The 26,753-nt window shown below is 42.7% G+C and carries 21 protein-coding genes; 16 read left to right on the top strand and 5 right to left on the bottom strand.

The annotated features are described in order from the left end of the window. Positions 1-51 precede the first annotated feature (51 nt). The 5 genes from P0G38_RS12335 to P0G38_RS12315 all read left to right on the top strand — a co-directional run bounded on the left by P0G38_RS12335 (position 52) and on the right by P0G38_RS12315 (position 10,462). Positions 52-651 (top strand): NUDIX hydrolase N-terminal domain-containing protein, encoded by a 600-nt coding sequence (locus tag P0G38_RS12335; RefSeq protein ID WP_275851461.1) that lies wholly within the window; start codon positions 52-54, stop codon positions 649-651. Between the two features lie 160 nt (positions 652-811). Beyond that, positions 812-2,122 (top strand): NCS2 family permease, encoded by a 1,311-nt coding sequence (locus tag P0G38_RS12330; protein ID WP_081116571.1) that lies wholly within the window; start codon positions 812-814, stop codon positions 2,120-2,122. 566 nt (positions 2,123-2,688) lie between these two features. Then, positions 2,689-4,167 carry an AcpB/EbpR/MafR family transcriptional regulator gene (locus P0G38_RS12325; RefSeq protein WP_275851456.1) on the top strand — a complete coding sequence of 493 codons (1,479 nt, stop codon included), beginning with the start codon at positions 2,689-2,691 and terminating at the stop codon, positions 4,165-4,167. A 247-nt stretch (positions 4,168-4,414) separates the two neighbouring features. Continuing rightward, entirely contained in the window at positions 4,415-9,943 is a 5,529-nt protein-coding gene (locus P0G38_RS12320; protein WP_275851453.1) for a MucBP domain-containing protein, read from the top strand. Positions 9,944-10,120: 177 nt separating this feature from the next. Then, entirely contained in the window at positions 10,121-10,462 is a 342-nt protein-coding gene (locus P0G38_RS12315) for a DUF7006 family protein (RefSeq protein WP_275851450.1), read from the top strand. A 283-nt stretch (positions 10,463-10,745) separates the two neighbouring features. Here P0G38_RS12315 and mazE read toward each other — a convergent pair whose 3' ends face one another. Then, on the bottom strand, positions 10,746-10,976 hold the full coding sequence (mazE, locus tag P0G38_RS12310; RefSeq protein WP_074534981.1) for a type II toxin-antitoxin system PemI/MazE family antitoxin: 231 nt from the start codon (positions 10,974-10,976) through the stop codon (positions 10,746-10,748). Between the two features lie 364 nt (positions 10,977-11,340). On the opposite strand from mazE, the gene P0G38_RS12305 reads away from it, so the two are divergent. From P0G38_RS12305 to P0G38_RS12295, 3 genes are all read left to right on the top strand, one after another. Further along, complete coding sequence (locus P0G38_RS12305; RefSeq protein ID WP_275851448.1) at positions 11,341-12,336, top strand: LacI family DNA-binding transcriptional regulator; 996 nt, start codon at positions 11,341-11,343, stop codon at positions 12,334-12,336. A gap of 146 nt (positions 12,337-12,482) precedes the next feature. After that, a complete protein-coding gene (locus tag P0G38_RS12300) occupies positions 12,483-13,859 on the top strand; it encodes a PTS transporter subunit EIIC (protein WP_275851445.1) in 1,377 nt (458 codons plus the stop codon). 43 nt (positions 13,860-13,902) lie between these two features. Then, positions 13,903-15,345, top strand: a complete 1,443-nt coding sequence (locus tag P0G38_RS12295) for a glycoside hydrolase family 32 protein (RefSeq protein WP_275851442.1) — start codon at positions 13,903-13,905, stop codon at positions 15,343-15,345. A gap of 121 nt (positions 15,346-15,466) precedes the next feature. Here P0G38_RS12295 and P0G38_RS12290 read toward each other — a convergent pair whose 3' ends face one another. Beyond that, positions 15,467-16,138 carry a cyclic nucleotide-binding domain-containing protein gene (locus tag P0G38_RS12290; protein WP_005225467.1) on the bottom strand — a complete coding sequence of 224 codons (672 nt, stop codon included), beginning with the start codon at positions 16,136-16,138 and terminating at the stop codon, positions 15,467-15,469. A gap of 92 nt (positions 16,139-16,230) precedes the next feature. Between P0G38_RS12290 and P0G38_RS12285 the strand changes: the two genes are divergently transcribed. Further along, positions 16,231-16,887 (top strand): YczE/YyaS/YitT family protein, encoded by a 657-nt coding sequence (locus P0G38_RS12285; protein WP_142973753.1) that lies wholly within the window; start codon positions 16,231-16,233, stop codon positions 16,885-16,887. 109 nt (positions 16,888-16,996) lie between these two features. After that, positions 16,997-18,259 carry a PTS sugar transporter subunit IIC gene (locus P0G38_RS12280; RefSeq protein WP_010747740.1) on the top strand — a complete coding sequence of 421 codons (1,263 nt, stop codon included), beginning with the start codon at positions 16,997-16,999 and terminating at the stop codon, positions 18,257-18,259. Between the two features lie 56 nt (positions 18,260-18,315). Here the strand turns inward: P0G38_RS12280 and P0G38_RS12275 are convergent, their stop codons facing one another. From P0G38_RS12275 to P0G38_RS12265, 3 genes are read right to left on the bottom strand one after another with little or no spacing between them, the layout of a single operon-like run. Beyond that, positions 18,316-18,720 (bottom strand): arsenic metallochaperone ArsD family protein, encoded by a 405-nt coding sequence (locus P0G38_RS12275; RefSeq protein ID WP_325845294.1) that lies wholly within the window; start codon positions 18,718-18,720, stop codon positions 18,316-18,318. A gap of 51 nt (positions 18,721-18,771) precedes the next feature. Next, positions 18,772-19,749: an ABC transporter substrate-binding protein gene (locus tag P0G38_RS12270; RefSeq protein WP_275851426.1), complete on the bottom strand. Its 978-nt coding sequence runs from the start codon at positions 19,747-19,749 to the stop codon at positions 18,772-18,774. Beyond that, entirely contained in the window at positions 19,746-20,498 is a 753-nt protein-coding gene (locus tag P0G38_RS12265) for a polysaccharide deacetylase family protein (RefSeq protein ID WP_275851423.1), read from the bottom strand. Before P0G38_RS12265 ends, P0G38_RS12270 begins: the two co-directional genes overlap by 4 nt. Before the next feature lie 96 nt (positions 20,499-20,594). Here P0G38_RS12265 and P0G38_RS12260 point away from each other — a divergent pair, with 96 nt between their 5' ends. The 6 genes from P0G38_RS12260 (at position 20,595) to P0G38_RS12235 (ending at position 26,739) form a co-directional block, all read left to right on the top strand. Further along, positions 20,595-21,314, top strand: coding sequence for an ABC transporter ATP-binding protein (locus tag P0G38_RS12260; RefSeq protein ID WP_275851419.1), 720 nt, complete (start codon positions 20,595-20,597; stop codon positions 21,312-21,314). After that, positions 21,311-22,045, top strand: coding sequence for an ABC transporter permease (locus tag P0G38_RS12255; RefSeq protein WP_213355242.1), 735 nt, complete (start codon positions 21,311-21,313; stop codon positions 22,043-22,045). Before P0G38_RS12260 ends, P0G38_RS12255 begins: the two co-directional genes overlap by 4 nt. Before the next feature lie 112 nt (positions 22,046-22,157). Further along, complete coding sequence (locus P0G38_RS12250) at positions 22,158-22,391, top strand: DUF1858 domain-containing protein (RefSeq protein ID WP_275851411.1); 234 nt, start codon at positions 22,158-22,160, stop codon at positions 22,389-22,391. Then, positions 22,388-23,701 carry a DUF438 domain-containing protein gene (locus P0G38_RS12245; RefSeq protein WP_275851408.1) on the top strand — a complete coding sequence of 438 codons (1,314 nt, stop codon included), beginning with the start codon at positions 22,388-22,390 and terminating at the stop codon, positions 23,699-23,701. Before P0G38_RS12250 ends, P0G38_RS12245 begins: the two co-directional genes overlap by 4 nt. Positions 23,702-23,915: 214 nt before the next feature. Next, positions 23,916-24,740, top strand: a complete 825-nt coding sequence (locus P0G38_RS12240) for a PRD domain-containing protein (protein WP_205820711.1) — start codon at positions 23,916-23,918, stop codon at positions 24,738-24,740. Between the two features lie 97 nt (positions 24,741-24,837). Further along, positions 24,838-26,739, top strand: a complete 1,902-nt coding sequence (locus P0G38_RS12235) for a beta-glucoside-specific PTS transporter subunit IIABC (RefSeq protein WP_275851402.1) — start codon at positions 24,838-24,840, stop codon at positions 26,737-26,739. Positions 26,740-26,753 lie beyond the last annotated feature (14 nt).

Raw genomic sequence — 26,753 nt, 5'->3', positions numbered from 1 at the left:
ATTCCTCTAGAATAAGAAACATAACAGAGAAATGGAAAAGGCGGGGAATGGATGAAAGATTATTTTGCGCAATACAAACGCCTGTTATCGATCGCTGAAGCAGGTTTGTACTATGGCAAAGATGTGTACGATAAGGAACGTTACCAAGAGATCAAAGAGTTGGCATTGCATTTGATGAGTACCGTCGTGGATCAAGACGCAGCTGCGTTGACCCTTTTAACAGAAAAAAATGAGGGCTATCCTACGCCCAAAGTCGATGTACGAGCATTGATCCAAAAAGACGAAAAAATCTTACTGGTGGAAGCCAGCCTGACGAAAGAATGGTCACTGCCAGGAGGCTATGCAGAAATTGGCTTGACGCCACGGGAAAACATCAAAAAAGAAGTGCTGGAAGAAACTGGCTTACTCGTTGAGGTCAAGGAGCTGCGAGCAATTTTTGATACGAATCTAAGACCAGACATTCCGCAAGTGTTTCAATACTATAAGCTGGTCTTTGCCTGTGATGTTTTGGCAGGAGATTTTATCAAAAATAGTGAAACCTCTAACAGCGATTACTTTTCGTTGAAGGAGCTGCCGAAGCTTTCCATCAAGCGCACCACCAAGGAACAGTTGGAGCAATTGGTGAATGAGAAGTCGTTACACGTTGATTAGAAACAGCTAAGGGTAAGATGTTGGAAAAAGCGTTTTATTGGTTTTTTTAACTGGATAATATTTACTTGCAGATAAAGTTGGTTTATGATTGATTTCGTCGTTTTCATTATAAAAAATCAAGCAATGGCGACACCTTTGCTTGATTGCTGGAGGAGTAAAAATGAAGAATCAAATCAATTCCTTTTTTGGGCTGGATGCCTTACAAACAACGGTCAAACGAGAAATCTTAGCTGGTTTTACCACCTTTATCTCGATGGCCTATATTTTATTCGTCAATCCAACGGTCCTTGGGGCATCTGGGATGGACGAAGGTGCCGTCTTTACAGCAACGGCGCTAGCCAGTGCATTGGGCTGTATCTTGATGGGGGTTTTAGCAAAATACCCGATCGCTACGGCACCCGCATTAGGGATCAACGCCTTCTTTTCTTATTCAGTCTGTATTGGAATGGGGGTTCCATGGCAAACAGCATTAGCGGGTGTGTTTGTGGCATCACTGATTTTCATCGTGATCACGATCTTCAAATTACGGGAGCTGATCATTGATGCGATTCCTGCTGATTTAAAATATGCCATCTCTGGTGGGATCGGTCTGTTCATCGCCTTTTTGGGATTGAGCGAAGGCGGGATCATCGTTTCCGACGATTCGACCCTTGTGGCACTAGGCTCATTGAGTGTCGGTACGACGTGGCTGACGATTTTTGGTTTAGTGATCACTGCCGTCTTGATGGTTCGCAGAGTTCCTGGTGGAATTTTTATCGGGATGGCCGCAACAACTGTTTTAGGTCTTTTGACTGGCTTGATCCAAGCACCATCCAGTATCGTTTCTGCTGCACCGAGTATTTCTTCCACATTCTTAGTGGCGCTAAACCATGTAGGAGACATCAACTCCCTGCAAATGTGGGTCGTAGTACTGACTTTCTTACTCGTCACTTTCTTTGATACTGCAGGCACCTTGGTAGGACTTGCCAATCAAGCGGGCTTTATGAAAGACAACAAAATGCCGCGGGTCGGCAAAGCACTTGCTTCTGACTCCACCGCCATGCTCGCTGGTTCTTTATTAGGGACCTCACCAGTAGGCGCATATGTGGAATCCTCCGCTGGGATCGCCGTGGGCGGTCGTTCTGGCTTGACTGCCGTGACGACTGGAATTTTCTTCTTGTTCGGCCTGTTCTTTTCACCATTGCTATCCGTTGTTACTTCCCAAGTGACGGCACCAGCACTGATCGTCGTTGGCGTGCTGATGGCACAATCGCTGCGAGAAATCAAATGGCACGAAATGGAAATCGCAATCCCAGCCTTCTTGATTCTACTAGGCATGCCGTTGACCTACAGCATCTCCGATGGGATCGCCTTAGGCTTCATCTTTTACCCAATCACCATGTTAGCAGCCAAACGCGGCAAAGAAGTCTCACCAATCATGTACGGCTTGTTCTTTGTCTTTCTTGGGTTTATGTGGATTTTGAATGTGTGATAGAGACGTTTTGTGATTAAGAACTTTATCAATTATAAAAAGAAAGAACAGTTAAGCTTGCGGCTTAGCTGTTTTTTTGTATTGATAATAAGAGTTGATAAATACAAACTGAAAAAGTAAAAACAGTGTTTATTAAAGCGATGGATGCTGAATAGTAGTTTTTTTCATTTTTTACAAATACGAGGAGTGGTTAAGGCAATCTATTTTTACCTAACATTCATATGATTTTATTCTGATTTAAAAAAACGAATCATTGATTCTAACTTATAATTTTCTTCAATCAAATGATAGCACATGCAAAAGGAAAAGGTTTGGCGTAGCTGATTTTGTATAGGTTTTCTTACTTCAATTGTTCTTTGTTTAGATTAGATAAATAACGCCTTCTTTTCAGCAGTAATTGTTTTGATATTTTTTGACTAGAGTCTTTGATCAATAGCAAAAAAATATTCATTTACAAGTGACGTTCACATCATTGAGAAAATGTAGTAAGTTAGAAAAGGAATGAAAAAATTATTATGGGTTAAAAATACATGGTATGATTTTCTATAAAGTTGGGAGGTGTTAGGATGAAAGATCTGCAGTTAAAGTTTATTGTTGATCCAACAACTATTCGCTGGTTTCGTATATTGAATCTTTTTGAGCGGACACAAAAAGCGACTAAGGGTCAATTAGCTAAACTAAATGAGGTTTCAGAACGGACGATTTTAACTGATATAAATAAGCTAAAGGAGTATTTTTCTGATAGTGCGCATATTGTTTCAACGAACAATGGGTACCTTTTCGAAAAAAAGAACTTCCTTCGATTTATTGAACAAAAAGAAAAACTATTGCAAAATGAAATTTTGTTTGAATTATTGGGAAACGTTTTCTATGGAGAGCTAGAGGACGTAGCGGAATTAATTGACCGATTTCACATATCAGAAACGTCATTTCGACGCTATTTGAGACAAATTGAGCCGGTTCTTAAAGAATACGGATTAAAACTATCACTCACTCCCATTGATTTAAAAGGCGATGAAGCAAACATCCGAAAGTTTTTCAAAGATTTTTACTATGAAGGGGAAATGACCCCTCATACGTTGGTTCCTCCAAAAGAGATTCATGAATTGATCTATCAAACTTTTTTATCTAAAATCAAGGAAATTACGATTGGTACAGGTACTTCTCCAAATGAATTTTACTATAATTTATATATTGCTATCGAGCGAGTACGCCAGGGAAAGAGGATCAATGTACCAACAAATCTTTACAAGAGTGTTAGGAATAACAAGGATTTTCTTAATTTATTCTTGATTCAGCAAAGAATTCAAAAGATCTATCAAGTGGAATTATGTGCAGATGAGCTCTGTTGGCTATTTTTAGTAACGATTGCCAAACGGCCTTTTGATCAAATAGACCAAGATAAGGTATTCTGTACGCAATTGCAGCGCATTGATTCTTTTGCTCATTTAACTGAAAACTATCTCAAGAATTGCTCGCCTGAGTTGTATACATCAGAACTTTTATGGATCTATCGTGCGTTCTTCCTTTCTAGGTACGTGAATCATCTTATTTCACCAGTTCAAAATAGAATAATGTCAGAAATCATAGAGAAAACAAAACATGAATGCAAAGAATCATACATCAACAATCATCATTTTTTGCGCTCCTTTTTCGCTGAATCAGGAATAACAGAAGACTTTTTGGAAGATATTACGGCGAGCTTAACTTTGCTGGGAGAAAGATTGAAAGAACAGTATTTGTACAAAAGCAAGAGAATTGTTTTTTTATTAGAAGGCGATCTGTATGTCTGTCAATTGATAAGATCGCGAGTATATCAATACTTTGGTGATCGTCATCAAATCTTTTTTATTACGATTCCAGCTTTGACGGAAGAATTCTTAAACCAAGAAGATATTGATTTAATTGTGACAAACTACAGTGAATACTTGTCAGAGTATAAGGTGAGCACCAACTGCCTATTATTGAAAACAGTTCCAGATAAACAAGATTGGGAACTCTTATTTAAAACGATCGAACCAAAAATGTTCGAACTTATAAAATAATTAAAATAATAACCCTATTTTTTACCTATTCAGAAGGAAAGAAAGCCTTTTGCATAGGTTTTTTTATACTTAATTTCCCCCTAGGGTGAAAAACATGATTTTTTTATTAAAAAACATCCTTATATACTTTTGTTTAGAACTTCCAAGCTCGTGATAGATTATTCTACCAATTCGGCAGTGTCTGCATGAATAATTATTTTTCATGTTTCAAGAAGTTTACGTTAAAAAGAAAAGGAGTGTTAGGGAAGTGATACGCAAGTTAGGTTACATAATGTTGGTCATTGCAATGACTCTAGGACAGCCGCTCACTGTATTTGCTAATACAGTAAAGGATGGCTCTCAAAACGACAGCTTAGAAAATAATTTGGAAATGACGGATGTTCCTGTTGCTGAAGGGTTTCTAAGTGAATTGGCGGATGGAAATGCAGATCGTTATGAAGAAAGGCAATTGATAGAAGACGATCAACCGTCGACAGTAACTGAAGAAAACATAAGTACCAATGGATCTGGGGAACATACCGAAACAGACAGTGGTATAGAGGCAGATTCATCTGAAAGCTCTTCTGAGGAAAGCTCCAGTGAAGCTATATTAGATAGTAGTACAGAAGACAGTCATGAAGAATCAGTAGATAGTAGTGCAGAAGACAGTAGTAAGGAAGACAGTCATGAAGAGTCAGATGAAAATGTGGAAGGCGTATGGGGAACTGTTCCGTGGACGTGGGATGAAGAAACGAAAACAATTGTGTTAGAAGAAGGGGCAGCCGGCACGTCAGCCACAGCACCTTGGAAAACCTACACGAATGTTGTTCAAATTTCTGTTAATGGCAAGGTTATTTTTCCAGAAGACGTTTCATGGTTGTTTGGATCACCGCAAGCGCAAGCAGCAGAACGTCTAACAGATTTGCTGACGATTGAGCATGCAGGAAATATCGATGTGTCAAATGTGACAAACATGGATCGCATGTTTCATGGCGTTACTACACTAAAAAATATTGATGTATCAAATTGGAATGTATCGAATGTGACGGACATGAATGGAATGTTTGGACAAACCAGATCTTTAGCAAGCTTAGATGTGTCAAATTGGGATGTATCAAATGTACAAAATATGGGAGGAATGTTTAATTCAGCAGAGTCTTTAACGAGTTTGGATGTTGCAAGTTGGGACGTATCAAGCGTGACGAATATGCGTAGCATGTTTGGTCTAGCCAGATCCCTATCCGACTTAGACCTTTCAAACTGGGATGTTTCCAGTGTAACTGATATGGGCTTGATGTTTAATGCGGTTAACTCTCTCACAAGCTTGGATCTTTCACGTTGGGATGTTTCGAGTGTAACAAACATGTCGAATATGTTTGGAGTAGCGACTTCATTAGTTACTATTGACGTGTCAAACTGGGACGTGTCGAATGTCACATCGATGCTGAGTATGTTCAGTTCGGCTAGATCTTTAACGAGTCTTGATCTTTCGAGCTGGGATGTAACGAATGTTACAAATACGAATAATATGTTTGACATGACCCAATCGTTACGTGAACTGACCTTAGGTGAGAAATCTATTTTTGCTTCAAACGTAAGATTGCCAAGAATCAACGCAGGTCTACCCTACTCTGGAAGATGGATAGAGCGTATCAATGATGGGGGGGATAACGGTTCAACTCCAGTAATTTATGCTTCATCTGATGAGTTTATGAATCAGTATGATGGCAGTAACCCAGGGACATATGTTTGGGAAAGGTTAATCTCAGCACCAGTGACTATACGGTATGAAGATACTGAAGGAAATGAATTATCCGAACCAGACATATTAAATGGGGAGGTGGGAGAACGTTACACAAGTGAACCGAAAGAAATTCCCGGTTGGTCTGTTATAGAAACACCAGTTAATGCATCAGGTAGATTTACAGAAGAAGAACAGGAAGTCATTTATGTTTATGAGCGATCAGATTCATTAGTCAGAGGAACGTGGGGAACCGTTCCGTGGACATGGGATGAAGAAACTCGAACAGTTGTGCTAGAAGAAGGAACAGCCGGCGCACCACACACATCCCCTTGGCGAACAAGCTATAGAAATGTTGCTCGAATTGTTGTAAATGGTACGGTCGTTTTTCCAGCCAACTCAGCATACATGTTTTCTGGGCATACTTTAGATACACCATTAACAAGTTTGGAGACAATCGAGAATGCAGAGAAAATCGATGTCTCGAATGTAACAAACTTTGGTTACATGTTTCATAGAGCTAGCGCTTTACGTTCCCTAAATGTCTCAAATTGGGATACTTCTAATGGAACAATCATGAACTATATGTTTAATGGAAACAGCAGCTTAACTGAATTGGACGTTTCAAATTGGGATACATCTAATGTCACAAGTATGTTCTTTATGTTTCAAAATGCGAGTCAATTAACCGAGCTGGATGTCTCCAATTGGAAAACAGGCAATGTCACGAATATAAACAACATGTTTAATGGTGTTAGAAGAGTGACCAAGTTGGATGTCTCAAATTGGGATACCTCTAAAGTAGAAGGGATGCAGGGGGTCTTTCAAAATACTGCTAGCTTAACAGAAATCGATGTCTCGAATTGGGATACCTCTAAAGTAAAACGAACAGATTATATGTTTTACAACAATTTGACCGGTGACTGGGTCAGTAAATTGACTACGATTGATGTCTCAAATTGGGATACTTCTAATATTGAAGATATGTCGTCTATGTTTGGAGGAGCTAGAAACTTAGTTCATTTGGATGTCTCAAATTGGGACACCTCAAGTGTTAGTAGTATGCGTAATTTATTTGAAGTAACACCGAAAATAGAAGAATTAGACTTATCAAATTGGAACACAAGTAATATGGATTCTTCTACTTCTACAAACGCTAATGCTGGAGGGATGTTTAGAGGAATGAACGGCCTCAAAAGATTACATTTAGGAGAGAAGACGTCCTTTTTAAATCTTGCTGAAAATCGTCGGCCTACTTTACCGGAGAATGTGATGCCTGCCGACTTGTATACAGGTAATTGGATCTTTGAAAAAGACCTTGAGGGAAATCTTTCAACCGAACATTTAACCCTGACACCAACTAACTTTTTTCATGAATATGACGGAAGCAAGACTGGTACTTATGTGTGGGAAAAAAAGGAAGCACAACCAGTTACAGTTCGATATGAGGATGTCGATGGGAATCCATTGTCAACTGAGACAATTTTAAACGGTACGATAGGCCTTCCTTATGAAACTGAAGCAAAGGAAATACCAGGCTGGTCCTTGACAGAAACACCGAGTAACGCTTTTGGAACATTTACCGCAGAACCGCAAGAAGTGATCTATGTTTACGACCGCTCCGATGCGGAACCAGTGACAGTCAAGTATGAGGATACTGAAGGAAAACAACTTTCGGAGCCAACGATATTAAGAGGGAAAGTCGGGTTGCCATACGAGAGCGAACCAAAAGAAATTCCAGGGTGGTATGTGCCAGAGACACCAAGCAATGCTCATGGAATTTTTAGCGAAGACCCACAGGAAGTGCTCTATGTTTACGATCGATCGGATGCAGCACCTGTAACCGTCAAGTATGAGGATGCCGAAGGAAATCAACTTTCGGAACCAACGATATTAAGCGGAAAAGTTGGGTTGCCATACGAGAGCGAACCAAAAGAAATTCCAGGGTGGTATGTGCCAGAGACACCAAGCAATGCTCATGGAATTTTTAACGAAGAGCCACAGGAAGTGCTCTATGTTTACGATCGCTCCGATGCGGCACCAGTGACGGTCAAGTATGAAGATGGCGAAGGAAACCAACTGTCGGAACCAACGATATTAAGCGGAAAAGTTGGCTTACCATACGAAAGCGAACCAAAAGAAATTCCAGGTTGGTATGTGCCAGAAACACCGACTAATGCTCATGGAATTTTTAGCGAAGAGTCACAGGAAGTAATCTATGTTTACAATCGCTCCGATGCGGCACCTGTAACAGTCAATTATGAAGACACCGAAGGAAATCAACTATCAGAACCTACGATTTTAAGCGGAAAAGTTGGTCTGCCATACGAGAGCGAACCCAAAGAAATTCCAGGTTGGTATGTGCCAGAAATGCCAAGCAATGCTCATGGAACGTTTACTGAAGAAGCGCAAGAAGTAATCTATATCTATGACCGTTCGGATGCAGCCCCCGTAACAGTCAAATATGAAGACACCGAAGGAAATCAACTATCAGAACCAACGATTTTAAGCGGAAAAGTTGGTCTGCCGTACGAGAGCGAACCGAAAGAAATTCCAGGCTGGTATGTGCCAGAGACACCAAGCAATGCTCGTGGGATTTTCGGAAAGGAAGCGCAAGAAGTGGTCTATGTCTATGACCGCTCCGATGCAGCACCTGTAACCGTCAAGTATGAAGATGGCGAAGGAAATCAGCTTTCGGAACCAACGATTCTAAGCGGGAAAATTGGCTTACCATATGAAAGCGAACCGAAAGAAATTCCAGGTTGGTATGTGCCAAAGTCACCAAGCAATGCCCGTGGAATTTTTGGAAAAGAGTCACAGGAAGTGATCTACGTTTATGCTCGTTCGGATGCAGCCCCCGTAACAGTTAAGTATGAAGATACCGAAGGAAATCAACTTTCGGAGCCAACGATATTAAGCGGAAAAGTTGGCTTGCCATATGAAAGCGAACCGAAAGAAATTCCAGGTTGGTATGTGCCAGAAACACCGACTAATGCTCATGGAATTTTCGGAAAAGAAGCGCAAGAAGTAATCTATATCTATGATCGTTCGGATGCGGCACCAGTGACGGTCAAGTATGAAGACACCGAAGGAAACCAACTGTCGGAACCAACGATTCTAAGCGGAAAAGTTGGTCTGCCATATGAAAGCGAACCGAAAGATATTCCAGGGTGGTATGTGCCAGAAATGCCAAGCAATGTGTCTGGAACGTTTACTGAAGAAGCGCAAAAAGTAATCTATATCTATGACCGTTCAGATGCGGCACCTGTAACAGTCAAATATGAAGACACCGAAGGGAATCAACTGTCGGAACCAACGATATTAAGCGGAAAAGTTGGGTTGCCATACGAAAGCGAACCAAAAGAAATTCCAGGGTGGTATGTGCCAGAAATGCCAAGCAATACTCGTGGAATTTTTAGCGAAGACCCACAGGAAGTGATCTATGTTTACGACCGCTCGGATGCGGCACCTGTAACAGTTAAGCATGAGGATACCGAAGGGAATCAATTGTCAGAACCAACGATTCTAAGCGGAAAAGTTGGTCTGCCATATGAAAGCGAACCGGAAGAAATTCCAGGGTGGTATGTGCCAGAGACACCAAGCAATGCTCGTGGAATTTTCGGAAAAGAAGCGCAAGAAGTGGTCTATGTCTATGACCGCTCCGATGCGGCACCTGTAACAGTCAAATATGAAGACACCGAAGGAAATCAACTGTCGGAACCAACGATTCTAAGCGGAAAAGTTGGTCTGCCATACGAGAGTAAGCCAAAAGAAATTTCTGGTTGGACCGTGAAGGAAATACCAGATAACGCATCTGGAACGTTTACGAATGACGTGCAAGAAGTGATTTATGTCTATCATAAAGAAGAAAATAACGGTGGGCAAAATACACCTGAAAAAAAGAATCCAGAAAATGAGAAGGAAGATTCTAACGATCCAAAACTTCCCAATACTGGGGAAGCGATGGTTGGACAACGAATCATGATCATTTTTGGATCGCTGCTACTGTTATTTGCCATTTTCATTATCTTTGACAAGAAGAAAAAAACAAGATAATTAGTTTTTAGAATAGTCAATATAAAAAGAAAGCAGCAAAGCCCGTGGAGGTTTTGCTGCTTTCTCAAATCTAAAAAAACTTCAGAAAAATCATTCACTAAATGAAGAGGATCACGGTTTACTTTTATAGTAGATGGTAATAATCAGTAAAAAGTGGAAAGGAGTTCAATTGAATTGATGTTTTCGACGAAAAAAGAATATAACGAATATTTTCTAGAAGAGATTAGATCTCTGCCAAGAGAGAAAAACATGCTGGAAGACTACTTAGAAAAACAACTGGAACGGTTAAATCAATTGATAGATGAAATTTCGAAAGAAACGTTTTGGAAGGTTTTTCCTAAAATTCTTGGGATTGATGCGAAACTGAGTCTATTAGCTGATTTATCAAAGTATGAGGATTTTTCAGAAGCCGACATTATAAGAATTATTGAAAGTGATTATCAAAATTATTTTAAAGAATTGTGTGGGTACGATCTTAGTATGCAAACGAAGTACTCAATAGTATTTAATGTCTGCTGAAAAATAGCAACTTATCGAAAAAGCATCGGGGTTAAGATGGACCGTGGGTAGAGGTGATTTAAAGTAAAGTTAAAGTACGATTTCTACTAATGAAAAAACCAGTTAAGCGCAGCTTAGCTGGTTTTTTTATTATATGCCGCTTGCTATAAAAATGATCAGAATCGAATAACGGTTAAATATCTAAGCCAGGACGTCTTTTTTTTGAATTTCCTTTCCAGCCGAAGGGGCAAAGTCGATCCAAGCGATAGTCGCTTTTTGGAAATGTATGTTTGAACATTAGTTACTAAAAAATCATTTTCCCTTCAGATGAAAGGTCTTCCCACGCATCTTTTTCATAAAACTCTGATTCCACTCCACCATTAAAAGGATCTTCAATTTTAGGAACAAGAATGATCGTCCCATCCTCTGCGTAGACAACAATATATTCTTGGTTTTCAGGAGGATTTTTTCCGTTATCAGAAGGAAGCGTAACGACGATGGAATTGCCTTGTAGACTTGATTTAGTAATAAGCATAGTATCACCTCTTAGAGATAGTATACCTTGCAATACTATGGAAGGAGAAGACAACAGTGAGATTTAATGTATTTTGAACACATCAAAAGTTCAAAACGCACTTTACATAAGATAGATAAGAAACCGCAATGAAATATTGTTTGAAAAGATGGATGAACATCTCAGAAAAATAGATGTTAGATTTTAAGCAGAATTACGAAGTTTTTTAGATGGATCATTTATGGCATACCAAGGACCAGGGGATTAAAGCAACGAAAAAGTGAAGCTTCATTCCAAAACCGCCCATCCCAACAATTTTCACGCAAAACCTGCGCTTTTCTTTCAGTTATTGTTATAATAAAAGAAAACGCAAAGGTGGGAAATCATGACAACGATCAAGGACATTGCTGAAAAGGCGGGAGTAGCGAAAAGTACGGTTTCCCGCTATCTGAACAATGGTTATATCAGTGAAGAAAAGCGCAAAAAAATTGATCAGATCATTGCTGAAACTGGCTATCGCCCCAATACATTTGCTCGTTCGCTGAAAGCCCAAGACACGAAATTGCTGGGCGTGATCATTCCTCGACTGAATTCACCATCGACAAATGATGTGTTGAAAGGGATCGATACGACGGCACGGGAAAACGGCTATCAAATGCTGATCACCAACTCTGATCAAAGCGATGAACGGGAATTAGAAAATATCGAAATGCTAGTCAAACAAAAAGTAGCAGGGATGATCCTGTTTGCGCGCAAAATCACGCCGCAGCTACAAGCGGTGCTGGCAGAGGTTCCTATGCCGGTTTTATTGTTAGGTCAACAGTTAGCTGGCATTCATTCCATCGTCCATGAAGATTATCAAGCTGGCAAAACCATGGCAGAATATGCAGTCAGCGCTGGCCACCGACGTTATTTATTTGTTGGTGTCAGCGAAAATGATTATGCGGTAGGTGTCTTGCGGAAAAAAGGATTTCTTGATGTCTTAACACAAACGCCCAACGTCAAAGTCGACTTTATCGAAACCTCCTTTTCAAGAAGAGAAACGTACCAAAAAGCCCTTGTGTTCTTGAAAGATCAATCGGCAACGTACATCGCCTGTGCTACCGACAATATTGCTGTTGCTGTATTGAAAGCCGCCCATGAACTAGGGTACCAAGTGCCGCAAGACTTTTCCTTGAACGGATTTGGCGGCTATGATTCGACGGATTATGTCTATCCGACCATCACAACGACCCAATATCCCTATGTCCAATTAGGCATCGATGCCGTCTTAACGATCCAAAAACTGACGCAAGGGGAAGAGGTTCCTGAGGTGATCGAATTACCGAATCGATTAGTGGTCAAACAGTCGACTGCCAAGCGTGAAAAGCAGGAGAAATAAAGCAAATATTTTTAGAGAAAGCAGGACGACCAGTTGCGGCGTTCTGTTTTTTTATTTTCTTTGCTTGCAATTGCAAACGGTTTCTGTTAATCTACAAATGTAGAACCGGTTCCACAAATGGACCGACGATCAAAGGAGTGGGAAAAATGAAGGAACAAAAAACAATCGACCAAGTGTTAGAAGCTGTTGGCGGCAAAGAAAATGTCAAAAACTTTGAACACTGTGCCACACGTTTGCGCTTGATTTTGAAAGACGATCAGTTAGTAGATAAAGACAAAGCGGAAGCAGTTGAGGGCAGCAAGGGGTATTTTTTCAACACGGGACAGCATCAGTTCATTTTTGGAACAGGAAAAGTCAATGAAGTTTATCAAGCCTTCGCAGCAGAAATGGGCAATGACGCCTCCGCTGATAAAGCTGGCTTCAAAGATGATGTGTATTCGAATCTGTCACCCGTCCAAAAAGTTGTCCGCACGTTGTCAGATGTCTTGGTGCCATTGATTCCAGCTTTGGTAACGACGGGGCTTTTGATGGGGATTCGGGGATTATTGACCGAGTTGGGGGTCACTTATAGTGCTGACTGGTTAGCTATGTTTGAAATGTTAACGGATACAGCGTTTGCCTTTTTACCTGTTTTGATCGCCTATAGTGCGACGAAAAAATTCGGCGGTAATCCGATCATCGGGATCGTGGTAGGATTGATGATGGTGGCACCGCAATTGCCGAACGCTTGGGCAGTTGCCAGCGGAGATGCGGAGCCATTGCACTTATTCGGTTTATCGATCTCTGGGTATCAAGGGTCGATTTTTCCAGCAATTATTGTCGGGATCTTAGTTTCTAAGCTAGAAAAATGGTTCCGTAAATTTGTTCCGCAAATGATGGACTTGATCGTGACACCATTCTTAACGATTGTCATTACTTTAGGTTTGATTTTGTTTGCGTTAGGACCAATCTTGCAAGTAGCTGAAAGAGCAGTCATCAACAGTATCGTCTACTTGGTGCAAGCACCATTGGGCATCGGTTATATCATTTACGGAGGGGTTCAGCAAGTGATCGTAATCACTGGATTGCACCATTCGTTAAGTATTATTGAGTTAGGGTTATTGAATACGACAGGCGAAAACGTCCTACAAGTCTTAGGTACAGCAAGTATGGCGGGACAATTTGGGGCTGCGATTGCTGCGGCATTTATTTATAAAAACAAAGTCAAACGCTCAAATGCCATCAGTGCGGCGGTTCCAACCTTATTTGGGATCACTGAACCTTTACTATTTGGGGTCAACTTACGCTCGATGCGGATTTTTGGCGCAGGCATGCTGGGAGGCGCAGTCGGCGGGTTTGCGACGTATGTCTTCCAATTAGCTGCCACTGGGATGGGCATCACTTTTATTCCAGGACTGTTGTTGTATACTGGAGATTTCGGTGCCATGCTGAAATACGTTGTCGTGATTTTGCTTGCCTTTGGTGTCGGTTTTGCTGGTGTCCAATTGCAGCGCAAGCCGCTAGCCAAAGAGTTGAACCAATAAATAATCCCTTGTTGTTCATCGGCAAGAGAAAAGAGGTACCACATTGTTAACGAAGGAATACTGGGCACAACTTGCCCAAACCCAAAACGATTTAGCAGAAAAAATCAGTGCTGATGCGTGGCGCTTGAACTACCATTTGATGCCAGAAACAGGATGGATGAACGACCCGAATGGTCTTTGCCAATTCAAAGGCGTGGTTCATTTTTACCATCAATATGTACCGCAAACGCCCCATGGCGGGGAACCACCTCACTGGGGACACAAAACGTCGACGGATTATGTCACGTTTCAAGAAGAAGCGCTGTTTCTTTCTCCCGAACACGACTATGACAAAGACGGGGTCTACTCGGGCTCTGCCTTTATCGAGAATGACGCGATCCATTTCTTCTATACTGGGAATGTCAAACATCCTGGTGATCATGACTATACCTTTAGTGGACGAGAACAAAACACGGTCCATGTAATCAGCAAAGACGGCTATACCGTCGAAAAGCAAGAAGTCGTGATTCCTCATGAGGACTACCCTGAAGGATTTACCGATCATATTCGTGACCCAAAGGTTTTTGCCCACGAAGACACCTACTATATGCTGCTAGGCGCGCGTACGTTGGAAAACGAAGGCAAAATTTTGATTTATGAATCGACGGATTTAAATGAATGGACCTATCGAGGAATCTTTTTCGGTGAGGACTATGCTCTAGGCTACATGTGGGAATGCCCAGACTACTTCCATTTAGATGGCAAAGATGTGTTGGTCTTCTCACCGCAAGGCTTGGCAGCCAAAGAACATGCCTACCAAAATATTCATCAATCAGGGTATCTGATCGGTGAGGTGGATTGGGAAACCCTGACGTTTAAAGAAACTTCTGCGTTTCGTGAACTTGATTATGGGTTTGACTTCTATGCCCCGCAAACCTTTGAAGATGAGCAGAAACGTCGGATCTTGTGGGGCTGGATGGGGCTAGGGGATACCAGTCCTGAATACAGCAATCCTACGATCCCTCGCGGCTGGCAGCATGCCGCAACGCTGCCAAGACAGCTTTCGGTCAAAAATGACCAGTTGTATCAAGAACCTTTGCCAGAATTCCAAAAATTGCGAGACAAGCAAGTCAGCCAAAAAATTGTGCTTTCAGAGAAACCGCAGCACTTGTCTTTCGATGAATTGGCATATGAGTTGCAAGTTACGGCGGAAGTCCCATTGCAGAAGTTCCAGCTGGGGCTTTTGCAAGATACGACTTTGGCTTATGAAGCTGGTGTCTTCACGATCCATCATGGCGTTTCTGGCTACGGTCGTAAACAGCGCAGTGTCAAGGTCGATGAACTGACGCAGCTGCAGATTTTTGTCGATACGTCTTCGATTGAGATCTTCCTAAATGGCGGGCAATATTGTTTGACCTCTCGCGTGTATCCCAAACGGACCGAGGCGATCGCTCTCAGCGGAACCGGCACGGTTTGTGTCAATGCTTGGGCATTGGCGAAAAAATAAAGCAACGATCCGAAAACGACAGCAAACAGTTGGTTTTTCTTGTTGCACCCCCAAGAGTCAGCTTTTTCTCTGGCTTTTAGGGGGGCATCATACCAACTATTTTGCTGTCGTTATTTGCTTGTTACTGCTTTTGTTGGTTTTGGATAAAGGTCTGCAACGCAGGCGCATCGATCCGATAGCCGTCTGCAGTTTTTGTGACTAGTTTTTGCGTTTTGAAATCTTTTAAGGTATACGTTAAATGGCGATAGCTCACGCCTAAGTATTCTGCGGTCTCCGTTAATTTTTCTTGAAAAAGATCATCGATCGAAGCTTCCAACAGTAGATGGGCAAGGCGCCAAGCTAAGGGGTAGGTTTGATTGACGGAAAAATGATCCATACGCAGCAGCAATTTTTCACCGATAGTTTTGCCTAGTGTTTGTACAAAAGCCAGGTCTTGCATGAGCCCGTGGGCTGCTGCTTGCATCGGAATGCCCAGACATGTTGTTTCACCGATCGCAACCACGGTTTTCGGTACTGTTTCGGCGCCAATCAACGTGAGATCGCCAATGCAATCACCAGGATGGAGAAACTGCAGCAAGGCACGTTTGCCGTTTTCTTGCGTTTGAATGATCTTGGCTTTGCCAGTCAATAGGACGAAAAAGACCGACATCGGCACCGTTTCTTTTTGGATCGCTTCTCGATGATCAAAGGTCCAGAGGGCACTTTGTTGTAAAATCTCCTCAGGAATCGGCAAGGGGCAGCTTTCTTTGATTGGTACCTGCTTTATTGCCAAGGCATAAGCGGTTTTTTTCACTTTTTTCCTCCGAACTAGGAGAAATCTCCTATTTGTTTTTAGTCAGTATAGCACATACTTAGAAAAGCAAAAAAGAAAGTGTGGGAGAAAAAATGAATAAGAAGCAATGGATAGGATCAGGGATTTTTTATGGGTTGAGTGCATTCGGGATCAGCTTGACCATTAAGGCAAGCGTTGGGGTCAGTAGTTTTAATGCATTGAATGTTACGCTGGCAACGATGTCAGGAATCAAAGTCGGCACCATCACAACAGCCATCAATTTGAGCTTTTTAGCTGCCTGTTGGCTATTGGATCGGCGGCAGACGTCCCTCAAACAAAAAGGCAGTGAGTACTTGATTATGTTTTTTGCTTTGCTGGCATTCGGCTATTTGATCAATGGCTTTGTTTACTACTTCTTGGCATCACTGCACTTGACGAATTATTGGAGCCAACTAGCTGCTTTGATCGGTGGGATCTTGATTTCTGGAACGGCGACGGGGCAAGTCCTACGGTTGCAGGTCTTGAAATTTCCAATCGAGCACTGGTGTCATTTGCTGGCGCAACGCAGTCGTTGGACATTTAAGCAGTACCGTTATGGCGTTGATGCAGTCTGTATTTCGGGGGCACTCTTGCTAGCGATCAGTTTGGGCTTACCGTTAGCGGTGAGGGAAGGGACGGTCATTAGTTTCTTTTTGCTGTCAGGTGCCATCGCTTGGTCGAAGGAACGTGATTTGGCAGCGGCTTTACCCATTTGGCAAAGAAACAGTTAGCCAGTAGTATTCTTGGAATTGGGAGGGCGTCGAGTGTTCTAAAAATGCAGAAAGCGTTTTTTATGCTACTCTTATTAAAAAAGCGAGATATTTAGTAGGAGGAGACAGGATGAATCGGTTGATTGAAGGGTTTCAGGAAAATTTTGCACCAAAATTGGTTAGGATCAGTGAAAATCGGTTTTTAGTTGCCGTGCGCAACGGAGTCGCCGTCACGATGCCGCTGACGATAATCGGCAGTCTCTTTTTGATTTTAGCCAATCTGCCTTTTCCTGGCTGGACTGAGTTTGTCGGGGAATTTGGCGTCAAACTAGGCGCCGCCAGCAATTTTACATTTGGAATTTTGGGACTGGCCGCTTGTATCGGGATCGCCTACTATTTGGCGGCTTCGTATGAGATCGATCGGATCGGTTCTGTCGTGTTGGCAGTCTGCGCGTTTTTGCTGCTGCAGGCGGGGGAAGAATGGACGATCGATCCAGCTTCTTTGGGGGCGTCTGGTCTGTTTACAGGAATCGTCACAGCGATTGCGACAGTAGTGATCCATCGCTTTTTTCTCAAGCACCGCTTAGTGATTCGGATGCCAGCAGAAGTGCCGCCCGCAGTTGCCAAGAGTTTTTCGGTCTTGCTTCCTGGAGCTGCCATCATCACTGGTGCCTGGGTGATTCGGGTCTTGTTGGAATTTAATGTCAATCAATTCGTGCAAGCCATCTTTTCACCGCTGGCAGTTGGTCTAAACACATTGCCTGGGATGCTGTTGTATACCTTTTTGATTTTGTTGCTTTGGTGTTTAGGGATTCATGGCAGCAATGTGATGGGGAGTATCGGCGATCCGATTTTTCTAGCTTTATTAGCAGCCAATACCGAAGCCTACACTGCAGGCGAACCGTTACCGAACATTTTTGCAGGCGGGTTTTATATCATGTTTTTGTGCTATGGAGGCACTGGTTCAACACTGGGGCTGATCATCAACATGTTAGTTTCAAAGAAAAAAGCCTATCGTTCCCTAGGGAAGATGGCTTTGCCCTCTGCTATTTTTTGTATCAATGAGCCAATCATTTTTGGGTTTCCGATCGTGATGAACCCTATTATGATGATTCCTTTCATCCTGACACCCCTTGTATTATGTGTCGGAACGTATTTCTTGTCGGTCACCAATGTCATTGGGCGAATCATGTTCAATCCACCGTGGACCACACCGCCCTTTATCAATACTTACCTTGCAACCGGCGGCAATATCCCTGCTGTTCTTTGGAGTATCGCTTCCTTACTGATTAGTGTGGCGATCTACTATCCATTCTTTAAAATCAGCGAACGAAGTTTAACAGAAGAAGAAAAAGGCGTTACCGACGCAGTTGCCGCGAAGGGGGAGAACTAAACGCTTATGATTGGCTCGTGGTGCGTTGTTTTGTCTGGCAAAGAAAACAGTGGCTGCTACTCATCAAATTGCACAGTGATCCCAGATTTCGTCAATTGTTCCCATTCACGGATCGTTGGCAAGCGGCCTTGGCAAAATAGCTGATCGTCGACATACACGAGTGGCAGACAGCTGCGGCCATTGCTTGCTAATTGCTGCCTGACGGCTTGATTCGTATGAAAAGGGGCAGGATCTTCTGCAAAAAAATATTCGTCGATCGTTAAAGGTTCGTTATGAAATGTTTGATGAGCCTGGGTCCTTTCTTCATTTATTTTTAACTGGTGAGTCAAGTGTGCTTCCCAAGTATCTTCTTTCTGGTCGGCATAAACAGCGATCGTTGGCATTGCATCAAATCCTTTCATGGCAGCTGATTTGTCAAAAGTATACCTGAATTTCTTGCCACGAGCAAAAAAGAGTATCAAAAAGAAGCGAAACAACAAAAAAAGACGCAAATGCGTCTTTTTTGTTGTTTCTTATTCGTCAGCGGGTAAAAAATCGAAATTGGTCAACTCGTTGTAAGAATACGCTTGGTCGATTTGACCCTTGTCTTTCGTCCAAGCAATGATTGCGTCGAATTGCTCTTGCGGCACTGCCTGGGCATACGGATAGTCTTCCTGGCTGTCTAAGTAAGTACTCATAGCATCGGGAAATTGATAGTCTGCCAAGATGTCGGCATAGTCTTTTGCTGAATGAGCATTCATGTAATCGATGGCTTCGTTGTAAGCACTGTAGAATGCTTTTAGGTCTTGCGGGCGATTTTGGATAACTTCGTCCATAAATTGTAGTGTGCCGCCTTTGATGCCAGCATCTTTAGAGCTGCCTAAAACAATCGCCCCTTGGGCAGCCAACATGCTGGCTTGCGGTTCCGTATAAACAGCGCCATCGACTTGGTCATTGAGCAATGCTTCGGAACGGGCAGAAAAAGAAGCGATATCCACGATGTCATAGGTAAAATCATTTTCCTGTGCAAATTGGTCCATGATGTATTCTAAAATGAAATTCGGTACAAGGGTGATTTTTTTATCCGCTAACCCTTTCATCTCAGTGATCCCTGAATTCGGTGAAGCGAGAATCTTGAAGTTTTCCAAAATATCAGAAGTGATCGTCATATCAATGCCGTTTTGCTTAAAGGTCGCTTCTGTCATGACATCGCTGATGGTACCATCCAGCTCGCCTGCCTGCACCGCCACATTGCGGTCATTCGGGGAAGTGAAGGATTTGAGTTCCACAGTCAATCCTTGCTTTTCGAAAAAGCTTTCTTCTTTTGCTAGAATGATCGGAATCGCTGATTCTGCTGGTAACACCCCGATCGTCAATGTTTGATCTGTGACCGCAGCTTCTGTACTGCTAGTGCTGGAATTGCTGGTACTTGCTGTTTCGCCAGTGTTACCGCATGCGGCAGCGCCAACAGCGAATAGTGCTAGGATACTTGCTAAAATCGTTTTTTTCATTGGTTCATTTCCTCGTTTCTAAATCGTTGTTCAAAAGCAGCCATTGGTAGTGAGAACGGGATGACTGCCCGATGGAGTTCCATTGGCTTGGTTTGTGCCGTGTTGATACCTGGTTTGGTGGTAAATGCTAGAACGAAGCCTTCCTTTTCCAAGGTAGCGATCGTCTGCGGATCATAAAAACCAAAGGGATAGGCAAAAACATCCTTGATGGCCACGTGCTGATTGCAGCTTCGTAAGTCTTGCGCAAAGGCTGCTGGTGTTTCCCACATTGAACGCCCTTGCTGGTCCTTGCGTTCGTGAAAATGATCGGTATGGTTGGCATATTCGAAGACATCGCTCATTTCGGCTAATTCGCCGCTGCTCAATGTCCGCGAAACTTCTGGCTCGTAAGGCTGAGGGGCATCAAAAAGCCAGCCAGTCACGACAAAGGCTGTTGCCTTGAAACCAGCTTCTTTCAACAGTGGGTAGGCATATTCTTTCATCGATTGATAGCAGTCGTCAAAGGTCAGCAACACGGATTTTTCTGGTAGCGGCTGCTGCCGGAAATAAAAATCTTTGACTTCTGCAAGGGTCAACGTATGGTAATTTTCTGCTTTCAAAAAGTCGATTTGTTGTTTAAAATGAGAAGTGCTATTGAATAAGGGCAGAGGCAAGGCATCTTGATACCCGTCTGCGACTTTGATCGGGCGAACCTGATCATAAAGTTCTGCTTCGGGACGTATTTCATGAAATACGAGGGTCTGAAACATCATAAACCATCCTTTCTTGTCAATCACGCAAAAAATAGTATAGCATAAAATGTGAAAACCAACACAAATAATTTGAAGAAAGAAGTTTATTCTCTGATGAGTATTCTATTCGATTTCGTTTCCTTTACCTATGGAGATACCGCCATTTTTAAAAACCTTTCGTTTTGTTTTGAACAAGGCTTGACCTATGTGCTGCTGGGAGAATCGGGCATTGGCAAAAGCACGCTTTTATCCTTGGTCAAAGGGTTGCAGCGACCGCAATCGGGCACGATCACTTACCAAGGCTGTTCCCCTGACAACATCGAGGTCGTTTTCCAAGAATTGCATTTGTTTCCTTGGCAAACAGTCTACCAAGCACTGGAAATGCCGCTGATTATCAATCAAACGCCCAGTGAGCGCCGTAAAAAACGGGTCGCCAGCTGTTTGGCTGAGTTGGGATTGACGCAGGTGCAGGACCGCTATCCGCATCAGCTTAGCGGCGGTCAAAAACAGCGGACCGCCATGGGGCGGGGACTGATCACACAGCCCGATGTTTTATTATTGGATGAGCCGACTGCTTCGCTGGACCAAGAAACCAAAGCAAATGCACAAGCCATGATCGCTGCTCAACAGCAGCGCAGACAAAACAGCTTGATCGTGGTGACCCACGATCCAGAAGAGGCAGTGTTTTTGGGGCAGACGATTTTGCTGCTAAAAGATCAGGGCGTTACGCCGATCAGTAATCCATTTTACGGCAGCCAGCAGGAACGAGACTCGTTGGCTTTTTATGAAGTCGTCTTGCAGTTGAAAGAACAAATGAGGGAGGCGAGGCAATGAAACCCATCAAATCTTTTGCTTGGGGCTTCTGTTCGTTTGTCGTGGTTTGGTGGGGCGTAAGCTGGGTGACCAACACTCGCTCACTGCCTAATCCTTTAGAAACGGCCGAACGTTTTTGGGCACTGCGAGAGGTCTTACTGATCCATGCAGGTGCCAGTTTGCTGCGGGTATTTGCGGCGTTGAGTGGGGCGTTGCTAGTCGGGGTGCCGTTAGGAATCTTGATTGGGCGATCCCAAAGAGTGGATCGGCTGCTTGGTCCACTACTTTACTTTTTATATCCGATTCCTAAAGTTGCGTTTTTACCCGTCTTTATGATTTTCTTTGGCTTAGGCAATCTCTCAAAAATTCTCTTGATTTTTGCGGTGATCGTCATTCAAGTGATCGTCTCGATTCGTGATGCAGTCACGAAGATCCCACCAGCGTATTTTCAGGTCATGAAAAATTATACCAATCAATGGCGCCATGTCTTGCGCTTCGTTATTTTGCCCGCGCTCATGCCAGCACTTTTTGCCAGTGTGCGGGTCAGTATCGGGATCGCGTTGGCTTCCCTCTTTTTTGCCGAAAACTATAACACGACGTATGGTGTCGGCTATCTGATCTTAAGTGCGTGGTCAAAAATGGACTACCCACAAATGCTTTCGGGTATCCTCCTGATTGCTTTGATGGGCTATCTGCTTTTTGCCAGTATCGATTGGTTGGAAAAAGTGGTGTGCCGTTACCGACAATCTTAAAAAAAATGATCGATTGATAAATGTTTGCGGCAGTTCGTGTATTTTTGAACAAAATGATTTATACTAAGGATATCTTATTGAGAATCATTCTCACTGAAAGGAAGACCTTACTATGAAAGAAATCGATCTGTCAAAAACGCTCTATGAACTTGTGGCACAATATCCTGAAATACAAGAAATCATGAGTCAACTAGGGTTTACGGCGATCAATCAACCAGGGATGCTGCAAACTGCTGGACGTTATATGACGATACCCAAAGGTGCTCAGATGAAGAAGATCCCCTTTGAAACGGTTTGTCTCGCTTTCGAAAAACAAGGGTTTCTTGTGAAAGGAGCGACGAAATGAAAACTAACAGTCAAAGACAAGAACGGATCGTCGAAATACTGAGTTTGCTTCACCAAGGCGGTTCCTTTGAAGAAGCTAAACGCTTGTTTAACGAAGAATTTGATGGTGTGGATGTGACGGAGATCACTGCTGCTGAAAAAGCTTTGATCCAAACGGGGTTGGACCCTTCTGAGATTCAGCGTTTGTGCAATATTCATGCTGCTGTTTTTAAAGGATCGATCAATGAGATCCATCACTCCAATGAAGAATATGGGCAACAAGGCCATCCTGTGCATACCCTGAGATTGGAGAACCAAGTCCTGCAATCCCTGTTGACCGATGAGATCGACAGTCTCTTAGCCAAAATCAAAACCGGTGATTGGACGCCTAAAAAGCGTCTACAAGCTGCCTGCAATGATTTAATGCAGATCGACAAACACTATGCGCGAAAAGAAACGTTGATTTTTTCTTACATGGAGAAGTACGGCATCACTGCGCCGCCAAAAGTGATGTGGGGTGTTGATGATGATATTCGGGTTATGATCAAAGCGCTCAATGAGCTTTTGGCATCCGAAAAAGCTGCCTATAATCCAATCGCTGTCCAATGGGAAGCAGTCAAAAACGAGATCGAAGAGATGATTTTCAAAGAAGAAGAAATCATGGTGCCAATGACGCTGGATGTCTTCAGTCTTAAAGATTGGGAACAAATTGCGGCTGACAGCTTTGACATCGGCTTTGCCTTTATCCCAGAACCGCTTCCTTGGAAACCGAGCCAAGAAGCCCTTGAAAAGGAACAGGCGGCAGAACCCGCACGGCAAGCGGCGATCAAACAAGCCCAAGAAACAACCGCTGGCATCGCAGCCGGTTTAGGATTCAATGACTTTCAAGTCACAGAATCGGAAGATTCGCCGCAAATTGCTGAACAGCCGACCGTTTCATTGCCTACTGGTAATCTGCAATTTGAGCAATTGGTGGCCATTTTTCAAACGCTGCCAGTGGACTTGACCTTTGTAGATAGTGAAGAGCGGGTGCGCTTTTATTCAGAAGGCAAGAGGCGCGTCTTTCCACGAACGAATTCGGTTTTAGGTCGTGAAGTCGTCAACTGCCATCCACCGAAAAGCATGCATCTCGTGCAACAGATTTTGGATGATTTTCGAGCGGGTACAAGGGAGACAGCTGAATTTTGGATCGATATGCGGGGCCGTAAAATCTATATTCGCTACTTTGCATTAAAAAATGAAGCAGGCATCTATTTAGGTTGTCTAGAAGTCACGCAAGACATTACGGAGATCCAAAAAATCGAAGGGCAAAGCCGTTTGCTGGACCAGTGAGCAGTTTGGAGAAAGGCTGATCCGTGTCTATTTGAAACGAAGCAAAAAAAGAAAAATCAATAAAACGCTTGCAACGTTTCTAGAAAAATAGTATAGTAAAGGCAATCAAATGGGTAGTTACTGATAATGCAGGCTATACCTTTTTACGTGTGTATGGATCCTACACATGTATTAAGGTATCGCCTTTTTTCATTTTAAGGAGGTGAGAAGCGTCTTGAAGATCAAAAAAATCCTAAACAACAATGCAGTTTTGGTCGGACAAGATGGCAAAGATTTTATCTGGATCGGTACCGGCCTTGGCTTCAAAATGAAACCAGGACAAACCGCCGATGAATCAAAAATTGAAAAAGTGTTTGTGCTTCATAAGAATAAAGTTTCCGAGCGGTTTTTAAGTTTATTGTCATCCATACCAACAAACTATGTGTCTTTAGCGGATGATATTATCTCACTTGCAAAAGCGGAAATAAAACAGGAGTTAAGCGAGACGCTGTATGTATCACTTACCGATCATCTGTATAACCTGTTCAAACTGCATGAACAAGGAATCACAGTTACGAACCGATTATCATGGGAAATAAAAAAGTTTTATCCGCAGGAATTTGAAGTTGGTAAAAAAGCATTGGAAATGATCGGACAAGAAACAGGGGTCGTCTTTGAGGAAGAAGAAGCAGGAAATATAGCAATGCATTTGATCAATGCACAAGTAACAGATGAGGTTGATCAGCCAAAAGATGTCCAATCGATTGCAAAAAAGATTCGCGATATTATTTCACTTATACGATTTTCAAACAAGATACAAATTGATGAAAACTCTTTGGCATTCGATCGATTTATCACCCATTTGCGCTTTTTTTTCCAACGATTGAAGGCTCGACCAGATGTGGTAAAAGCAAATCCACTATTGGGACACGTGAGTGGACAGTATGCAGACGCTTATAAGACGATGCTTTTGATTGAAAAGTATTTAGATGTTCCCTTGAACGATGATGAAAAGCTGTACTTAACATTACACATTCAAAAGTTAATAGAGAACGAATAAAGGTTGTTACTGATAATGCAGGCAAGACTGATAATTATTCCATCAAGGAATAGTTATTTGTCTTGCTTTTTATTTTTACATTGAAAGGATGAGAACGATGGCATATCAAGAATTGGTCGATGAAATTTTAAAAGGAGTCGGCGGAAAAGAAAATATCAATGGGGTGACCCACTGCATCACAAGACTGCGTTTTGATTTAAAACATGAGGAGCAAGCAGACACTGAAACACTGAAAAAGACGAAAGGGATCGTGACAGTCGTTCAAAGCGGCGGTCAATACCAAGTCGTGATCGGCAATCATGTGCCAGAGGTGTACCAAGAATTTGTTCAACATGCAGGATTGGCAGGAAATGATGCGGCACCTTCGGGAGAGAAGAAAGGACCGCTGGATGCTTTTATCGATGTGATCTCCAGTATCTTTACACCTGTATTGGGTCTTCTAGCTGCCACAGGAATGATCAAAGGATTAAATGCGCTATTTGTTTCTTTGGGATGGATTGAGAATACGTCAGGAACCTATGCGATTTTGCAAGCAGCAGGCGATTGTTTCTTCTACTTCTTTCCAATCTTTTTAGGATATACCGCAGCGAAAAAATTTGGTTTAAAGCAATTTGTCGGTATGGCGATCGGTGCTGCCCTTGTTTATCCAGCCTTGTCTGGCTTGACGGCAAATGCCGAACCGTTGTATACCTTGTTTGCAGGAACTGTTTTTGAATCGCCTGTTTATGTCACTTTTTTAGGAATACCAGTCATTCTAATGAGTTATAGTTCCAGCGTTATTCCAATCGTCATTGCTACCTATTTTGGTGCCAAATTAGAAAAAGGCATTACAAAAATCATTCCTAGTATTGTACGGAGTTTCTTAGTTCCTTTTCTAACCGTCTTGATCATGGTTCCGCTGACTTTCATTGTCATTGGTCCGATCGCGACGTGGATCGGCAATTTGTTGGGTGCGGCTGTGTTGGCGATCTATAACTTCAGCCCAATTATTGCAGGAATTGCAGTTGGTGCTGTTTGGCAAGTGTTGGTCATGTTTGGTCTTCATTGGGGAATCATTCCGATCGCAATCAACAATATTGGTGTTCTTGGTTACGACCCAGTGATGGTCTTAGGACAAGCGACTCCATTTGCGACCGCAGGAGCTGTGCTGGCAGTTATTATTAAGTCTAGAAATAATTCTATTCGGGCAATCGGGATTCCCGCATTTATTTCCAGTCTGTTTGGGGTATCGGAGCCATCCTTGTACGGTATCACGTTGCCTAGAAAAAAACCATTTATTGCGACCTTGATTTCAGCCTCGATCGGCGGATTGATCATGGGTTCCATGGGAACAAAATCTTTTATTATAGGTGGGATGGGTATCTTTAGTTTACCCAACTACATTGATCCGACAGAAGGCATCGGAAGCGGCTTTTATGGGTATGTATTAGCGATCACTGTAGCATTCGTCTTATCATTCATTTTAACGATTACCTTCTTGTATGATCCGCAAGAGGATCGGCAAGAAGCAACAGCTAGTGATAATGAAGCCTCACCTTTGATCCCATCAGAAAGAGCAGCGAAAGAAATCACTTTTTCGCTACCATTAACAGGCATCGTTTTGCCTTTGTCGGCAGTAGAAGATCAAGCATTTGCAAATGGACTATTAGGAAAAGGCTTAGCAGTTTCACCAGATGAAGGACTGGTTCGAGCACCTTTTGACGGAGTAGTTGAAACACTGTTTCCAACGAAGCATGCGATTGGCTTGAAGTCGGACGATGGCGTGGAAGTGTTGATTCACATCGGCATGGATACAGTGAACTTAGATGGTCGTTTTTTCGAAACAAAAGTCAAGCAAGGGGATCAGGTCAAGCAAGGAGAGGTATTGCTTACATTTGATAAAGAAGAAATTGAAGAGGCGGGATACTCGTTAGTGACGCCGATCGTCGTTACGAATACTTCCGCATACTTAGATGTGATCGCTGATGATAATCGAGGGGCGATAACGATAGTCAAGTAGTCGCAATGACCAAG

It is taken from the genome of Enterococcus casseliflavus, from assembly GCF_029215545.1.
Classification (GTDB): domain Bacteria; phylum Bacillota; class Bacilli; order Lactobacillales; family Enterococcaceae; genus Enterococcus_D; species Enterococcus_D casseliflavus.
This window is presented reverse-complemented; position numbering and strand designations above follow the sequence as displayed.